The sequence below is a fragment of the Segatella baroniae DSM 16972 = JCM 13447 genome (assembly GCF_000426585.1).
In the GTDB taxonomy this organism is placed as follows: domain Bacteria; phylum Bacteroidota; class Bacteroidia; order Bacteroidales; family Bacteroidaceae; genus Prevotella; species Prevotella baroniae.
On sequence record NZ_AUFQ01000031.1, the window covers coordinates 1 to 7,481 of the forward strand.

A 7,481-nucleotide genomic window follows, 5' to 3' on the forward strand; every position below is an offset into this window, starting at 1 on the left:
TATACCAAAGAACATATCCTTGATTCTTTCACTCGAACGTGGGAATGTACGAAAGCAGATACTATCGAACGATTGTATTGATGGACGCTAATTAACATCTCCACAGAAAGGGTATGAACAAAAGGATGTAGCCCTGCTGGTACAAGCCAATTATTGGATATATCTCCGATAAAGGATGTATTCATCTCCATCGGTAAATATCTTGGCAACGTAATGAACAGTGAATTGTACGACAATAAAAATTAAGGAAGTATGACAGAGAACAAAAACGGCAAGGTAGATCCCGTTGCCATCCGAGAACTTATTTCACAGGGTATTCCCATGAAAAGAAAAGAGAGTGAGATAAAACATTCTCAATCTGAAGAGCTGTGTGTTGAATCGGAACGTCCAAATGACGAACCTATGTCAAAGGATTTTTCAAGAGTCCCAAGAAGAGAAAGACGAAAGGCTGACAAAGGCGATTATGAGTCGCTTTTCATCTGTCGCAACACTTTGAAAAATCGCAAGACCATCTATATCGCCAAAGAGTTGCAGGACACGTTGGCGGAGATAGTCATGTCGATGAGAAACAGAGATATGACCATTGGCATCTATGTAGAAAACATCATCCTGCATCATCTTGAGACCTACAAAGATGAAATCAACAGATTGGCTGAAATAAAATTTAGGAAACTGTTGTAAATCCCTATCTTCAGCCATGGCAACCGCATCAAAAAATTCGAGAAAATACAAGTTGCTAATTTTCAAATGATTGCATTTCGGAGATTATACCCAAAGATAAGGAATGCACTCAAAACTATGATTGATAATCAGGCACTTACATTTTGATGCAGTTGCCCTGTTTTCTTGCTATTTTCTTCGCCTTTCTCGTTATGAATGAGTAACTTTGTGGCAAACTCTATAATGTACAAATTATGAGACAGAAATTTACTTTAATCACATTGGGAGTAAAAGCTTTTCCAAAGGCATTGGCTTTCTATGAGGGTTTGGGATGGAAGAAGTCGGAACAACGTGTAAGTGAACAACTCTATCCCTTTACGGTAAAGTAATTCTTTCTTCTATAAGAAAATTTTGAAAGAATATATGGAGTGGTTATTATCTGAGATTATACACAAGAACATAAACCAAGGAAAGCTATATGGATTTTGATGCATTGTTAAAACAACTTCAGGATTGGTCTAATAAAGTCCCATTGCTCGTATTAGGTAGTGGTGCTTCTGTTTCGTTTGGATTGCCTTCAATGTGGACACTTGGCGAACACTTGAAACACACATTAGACTTTGAAGAGGATTCAGATAGAAAACAATTTGAGGCGTTTAAAAAAAGTCTTGAAGAAACAAAGGATTTAGAGAAAACATTGTTAGAAATACAACTCAACGATACTGTTCTAAAATCTGTACTTAAAGCAACTTGGGAACGAATCTCTGAAACTGACCTAAAAGCATACAAACAATTTGTTTTGAATGGAGAGGAAGTGCCATTGGCAATATTAATGAAACATTTGCTTTCAACGACTAATAGAAAACTTTCCATAGTTACTACCAATTATGATCGTATTGCAGAATATAGTGCAAGTATTGCAAACGCTTTTATCTGTACAGGATATGCTCACAACTATATTGGACATTTTTCAGACAGCATTCATACGAATGCCTTGGCAAATATAAAAGGATATAGCGGACAGGTTAATATATGGAAGGTCCATGGATCATTAGACTGGTTTGAAACACCGAATAAAGAAAACATTCATTTGCCACTATGTAAAAATATTCCACAAGGCTATAAGCCATTGATTGTAACTCCCGGACTTAGCAAGTATGCTGAAACACATAAAGAACCATATAGAACTATTTTTACACAGGCAGATACAGAAATTCAAAACGCAAATGGATTTCTGTGTATTGGTTACGGGTTCAATGATGAACACGTTCAACCAAAACTCATTCAACAGATAAAATCAAAACCAATAATTGTAATCACAAAAGAATTAACCCCAAAAACAAAAGAGGCAATAATTGATGGAGATTGTAAGAATTACATACTTATGGAAGAAAGCCGTGGCAACCACACAAAAATATATTCTTCAAATCAGGGAGAACATACAATTGAAGGCATTAGCTATTGGCAACTTTCAGAATATATCAAACTAATAAAATAGGAAATATGGCAATTTTTGATTTTGAAGATAATGCTTCTATCGGAACTGTTTTTAGCGTTGACACAGCAACGCTTATCGTAAAAGTTGAAGAACTTGATAAGTTAAGAAAGTTACAGGTTAATCATTTGGTTGCAATCAAAAGCTCAAAAGCTGGACAATATTTAATTGGAATTATAAATCGTATAACTCGTAAGGCTACTGATGACGAGCAACCAGTAGATGAAGATTTAGGATTGAATAATTTTCTTTTTACAGAAAATATTCTGAAAGTGAACTTAATTGGGACATTGTTAAATAAGCACGGAGAAAAAGAGAATGTGTTTAAAAGAACGCTTGATACTGTTCCAGAAATAGAGGCCAAATGCTTCCCTATAGACGGAGAAAACATTACAAGGTTTATGCAAACTATTTCCACGAAAGAGAAATATCAAATACCTCTTTCTATTGGGAAATATTCTATAGATGAAAATGCAGAAGCATTTTTGGATGGAGATAAACTATTCCAACGGCACGCAGTTATTGTAGGAAGTACTGGTTCGGGGAAATCGTGGTGTGTTGCCAAAATTATTGAACAGATTGCTAAATTACCAATGGCAAATTCTATTTTGTTTGACATACACGGAGAATATAGTGGAGAGAATTTTAAGGCAGACGGAATACAGCATTTCAGAATTGCCAATCCTTCTGATTTAGGAAAAAAAGGTAATCTGACAAACGGCGTTTTGATGTTGCCTTATTGGTTATTGACTTACGAAGAGATGTTAGCAATGTTGCTTGACCGTAGTGATAGCAATGCCCCCAATCAAGCAATGCTATTTTCTAAAACCGTATTTACAGAAAAACAAAAATATCTTGATGAAGTGAAAGATACTATTTTCAAAGATAGTATTACTATTGATAGCCCTATCCCTTATAAATTAGAAAAGGTGCTTCAAGAATTAAAACGCCTTGACGAAGAAATGGTTCCTGGAGCTGCAGGAAAAGAAAAGCAAGGTCCATTCTTTGGAAAATTGACAAGATTTATTCAACGACTTGAAGCAAAAAAAGACGATAAACGTATTGGGTTTCTTTTCCAAGTTTCAGATGATGAATTACAGTTAAATTGGTTAAATGATCTTTGTAGTGCTTTAATGCATGGTTCAGAACTTAATGGTAAAAAAGCAGGCGTTAAAATTATTGATTTCTCGGAGGTTCCATCAGATGTTTTGCCATTAGTAATTGGATTGGTTGCAAGAATTATTTTCACCGTTCAACAATGGACAACAAAAGAAAATCAACATCCAATTTGTCTGCTTTGTGATGAAGCTCATTTATATATTCCTGAAAGAACCAGTCAAGATGCTGCTTCTGAATTAAGTTTGAAAAGTTTTGAAAGAATTGCAAAAGAAGGAAGAAAATATGGCGTTAGTCTAGTAGTAATAAGTCAAAGACCAGCAGAGGTTAATAGAACAGTTTTAAGTCAATGCAACAACTTTATCTCATTACGGCTTTCTAATGCAGAAGATCAAACCGTAATTAAAAGACTTTTACCCGATAATCTTGCCGGTCTAACAGAAGTTCTTCCAATCTTAGATATTGGAGAAGCATTGGTAGTAGGAGATGCTTCTTTGTTACCGACAAGGATTTTAATCTCAGAACCAATAATTAAGCCTGACAGTGCAACTATAAAATTTTGGAAAGAATGGAGTAATAAGTGTGCTAAACAAGATATTGCAAATGCAGTAATTGGACTTCGCAAACAATCCAAGTTCTAATATAAAAATCATATTGTATTTAGAGGTTTACTGATGTTATTTTTTTGTTATCACCCCCCCATACAATTGAAGGATTCACAAGAAAATAAAAAACAATGGATAAGAATAGTATATTACAATATAAATCAACTTTTGACGGCATTGTTCGGCATATAGTAAGTGATGATGCCAAAGATCAAATCGAGGTTTGGTTTGCACGAGAACTGCAAACGATATTGGGCTATGCTCGCTGGGAGAATTTTCTCGTTGCCATACATCGGGCAGTCGCCTCGTGCAAGTCACAGGACATCAATGTAGATGACCATTTTCGTGAAGTCACGAAAATGGTAGATTTGGGTAGTGGTGCCAAGCGTGAAGTTTCTGATTTTATGCTTACTCGTTACGCTTGTTATCTCATTGCTCAAAACGGAGATCCAAAGAAAGAAGAGATTGCCTTTGCCCAAAGTTATTTTGCTGTTCAAACACGGAAGGCTGAGCTGATAGAAGAGCGACTAAACTTGCTTTCTCGCTTGGAAACACGGGACAAATTGAGAGCAGCAGAAAAACAATTGTCGCAAAATATATATGAACGCGGTGTGGACGATAAAGGTTTTGGACGAATACGCTCTAAAGGTGACACGGCTCTTTTCGGAGGGCACACTACGGAAGATATGAAAAAACGGTTGGGCGTGAAATCCAATAGACCGCTGGCAGACTTTCTGCCCACTCTTACCATTGCTGCTAAAAATCTCGCCACGGAAATGACCAATTACAATGTAGAAAACAAAGACCTTTACGGAGAACCGTCCATCACTCGAGAGCATATTCAAAACAATCAAAGTGTGCGTGCCATGTTGGGAAACCGTGGTATCAAACCAGAAGAATTGCCTGCTGCAGAAGATATAAAGAAGTTGGAACGCAAGGTTACTCGAGATGAGAAGAAAATAGAACAAGCTTCGCAAAAACTTCCGAAGAACAAGAAATAAAAACGATATGAATGAATTTATAACAGCATTGTGTAGTAATGCAAGAAATGAACGAATCCCCGAAGAATACGACTTCTTCGGCTGCTTGATAGGTGAATGGAACATCGTGTGGAATGACCATTTGGAAGATGTCAAGCCACGAAGAGTAAAAGGCGAATGGATATTCTCCCGAGTATTGGACGGTACGGCAGTTCAAGACCTCTTTATCGTTCCCTCTCGCGAGGAACGCCTGATAGATAAACAACCCGATGCCGAATACGGAACGACACTTCGCATTTTTAATCCCGAGACGATGGTGTGGGATATATTCTACGGTTGTATGGGCGAGGCTATCCGACTGACAGCCCGAAAGGTCGGCGAAGAAATTATCCTAACCGAAGATACGACAGAAAAAATGAGGTATGTATTCTCTGATATAGCGACTTCTTCTTTTCTGTGGAGAAAAGAGCGAATGACCGAAAACGGCGAGTGGCAAACTGTGGCGAAAGTAACGGCAGAAAGAAAATAAAATAAATGAATTTATTATGAAACAGAAAGTTTTATTTATCTTATTGAATGAATACACAGATTGGGAAGGGGCATTTCTCTCCACGGCTCTTCATGTGGGTGTGATACCGGGAGGTGAAATCAAGTATGAAGTGCATACCGTTGCCCCGACATCAGATGCCGTCCGTTCCATCGGAGGTTTCAGAACATTGCCCGATTATTCTTTCGAGAATATGCCGAAAGATTATGCAGCCTTGGTACTTATCGGCGGCAACCGTTGGGATTCCCCCGAAGCAAAACTTGTCGTCCCATTGATTCAAGAGGCTTTGGATAAAGGGAAAATCGTAGGAGCGATATGTAACGGAGCTTCGTTTCTATGTTCGCACGGTTTCCTGAACAACGTAAAGCATACGGGCGACGGTCTCGACCAACTCAAAAAATGGGGTACTACCGGTTACACTAATGCGAAGAATTATGTGGAAGCACAAGCTGTCAGTGACAAGAACATTGTTACGGCAAACGGTGTAGGACATTTGGAATTCACTCGTGAGATGCTTTTGTTATTGGAAGCAAACAGTCCCGAACAGATAGATGCTTGGTACGATTTCTACAAAAACGGATTTGTGAGATAACAAATAATTTCATATGGAAAAGAATTGGGAGAAGAACTTATCCGTATATATCAAAAGAACAATTAGTCCTGACGGCAGAGACACATTTGAGTCCACACAAGCATTGAGCGAACGGATGTTTGAGTTTGCAAGTGTTAAGAATGGAGATAGATTGTTGGATTTGGGGTGTGGCTGGGGAAAATCCCTGCAACCATTCGTTCCTCATTTTCTATCCGTTCTCGGAATAGATACAAGCCAAGAGAATATTGCACAGGCAAAGGATGCTTATAAGCACTATGACAATGTTTCGTTTCAGTGTGGTAGCATTCAAAATTTGGAACTGTCGGCAGAAAGCGTGGATTTAATCATTTCCTCACTCGTTCTGCATCAAATGGAATGGAATGAGCAGGAAAGACTGTTTGAAGCCGTGAAGCAGGTGCTGAAAACAGATGGCGAAATGATAATGGCAGATGAAATCATCTTGTTCGATCCTGACGCATCTCCCGAAAAGTTCAATGAAGTCTATCGCTATCTGTTGGAACATACCACCCCGAAAGAAGTGTATGAAAATCATATCAAGCCATATCTGCAAGAGGGACATATCTATACTTGGCAGGACATGAAAGAGGACACTCCTCCTGAATATTGGTTTCACTCAATCGAAGATTTGAAAACAACACTGGAAAAATCCCATTTGAAACTTGTGGATATTCAAGAGATAACTTCGTTCTTCGGTCTGCTGAAAATCAAACATCAATAATATCAAAAGAATGAAACCGAGAAAGATATACGCATGTTGGATTTATGTGAGTGATTTGCAGAGATCCAAACAATTTTATCAGGACATGGGCTTTGAGGTCAAACTGATAGATAGAGATTGGATTGAATTTAATTTTGGAGAAACCTCATTTGCCATTCTTCAAAGACCGGCACACAAAGGTGATGTAGTTGCAAGCAAAACAAGAATTATGTTTGAAATTGATGACATCGAACTTATATATGAGGAATTAAAGAACAAAGGAGTAAAGACGATCGGAGAAATAAGAACAGAACCTTATGGAAAGTTACTTACCTTTGAAGACCTCGACGGGCATTGGCTGGAATTTTACCAAAGACTTCCTTTTAGTGATTAAAAGGAATATGAGTATTTGATAATGGCTTTTTGTTACTTTTGAGCCGTCTCAACTCACTGTCAAAAGTAACGAGGTGTTTCTCATCGGGATTTCTTTGCTCCGTCTGTTCTTCTTGAACGGTTACCTGTTCCATCCTTACTTCAGAATAAATCATCTTGTCTGATTTTATGCGGATTCCAGAGGAGAGGGAGTTGAGTTTCCATTTTCTTTTTACCTGCTTCTCGCATATCCGACCTTTTTTTGCGTCTTTCCGTCGGGTCGGTCGTTTTCGTTTCAGTGGCGTAAAAAGGTAGGGCTTAGGACAAACAAGGTTTTACGGCGAGAATACTACCTGCAATGAAATGGAAGTGTGGAGATTGTCGTCTAAACGGCTT

Annotated in this window: 8 protein-coding genes and 1 pseudogene; 8 read left to right on the forward strand and 1 reads right to left on the reverse strand. The window is 38.1% G+C overall.

Translation table 11 applies throughout. The features are described 5' to 3' along the window. Positions 1 to 191 (reverse strand): annotated as a pseudogene (locus K334_RS15195) (hypothetical protein); the annotation flags it as partial. A 61-nt stretch (positions 192 to 252) separates the two neighbouring features. Here K334_RS15195 and K334_RS0112470 point away from each other — a divergent pair. From K334_RS0112470 to K334_RS0112505, 8 genes are all read left to right on the forward strand, one after another. Next, the gene (locus K334_RS0112470) at positions 253 to 681 is read left to right on the forward strand and encodes a DUF3408 domain-containing protein (protein ID WP_025882197.1); all 429 of its coding nucleotides are present in this window, start codon (positions 253 to 255) and stop codon (positions 679 to 681) included. 457 nt (positions 682 to 1,138) lie between these two features. Then, entirely contained in the window at positions 1,139 to 2,158 is a 1,020-nt protein-coding gene (locus K334_RS0112475) for an SIR2 family protein (RefSeq protein ID WP_025882198.1), read from the forward strand. A gap of 5 nt (positions 2,159 to 2,163) precedes the next feature. Further along, entirely contained in the window at positions 2,164 to 3,912 is a 1,749-nt protein-coding gene (locus K334_RS0112480; RefSeq protein ID WP_025882199.1) for an ATP-binding protein, read from the forward strand. Positions 3,913 to 4,007: 95 nt separating this feature from the next. After that, positions 4,008 to 4,877 (forward strand): DNA damage-inducible protein D, encoded by an 870-nt coding sequence (gene dinD, locus K334_RS0112485; protein ID WP_025882201.1) that lies wholly within the window; start codon positions 4,008 to 4,010, stop codon positions 4,875 to 4,877. Positions 4,878 to 4,884: 7 nt separating this feature from the next. Further along, positions 4,885 to 5,385, forward strand: coding sequence for a hypothetical protein (locus K334_RS0112490; RefSeq protein ID WP_025882202.1), 501 nt, complete (start codon positions 4,885 to 4,887; stop codon positions 5,383 to 5,385). A gap of 16 nt (positions 5,386 to 5,401) precedes the next feature. Then, positions 5,402 to 5,995, forward strand: a complete 594-nt coding sequence (locus K334_RS0112495; protein ID WP_027445053.1) for a type 1 glutamine amidotransferase family protein — start codon at positions 5,402 to 5,404, stop codon at positions 5,993 to 5,995. A gap of 13 nt (positions 5,996 to 6,008) precedes the next feature. Next, positions 6,009 to 6,734, forward strand: coding sequence for a class I SAM-dependent methyltransferase (locus K334_RS0112500; RefSeq protein ID WP_025882205.1), 726 nt, complete (start codon positions 6,009 to 6,011; stop codon positions 6,732 to 6,734). Positions 6,735 to 6,744: 10 nt separating this feature from the next. Beyond that, positions 6,745 to 7,107, forward strand: a complete 363-nt coding sequence (locus tag K334_RS0112505) for a VOC family protein (protein WP_025882206.1) — start codon at positions 6,745 to 6,747, stop codon at positions 7,105 to 7,107. Positions 7,108 to 7,481 lie beyond the last annotated feature (374 nt).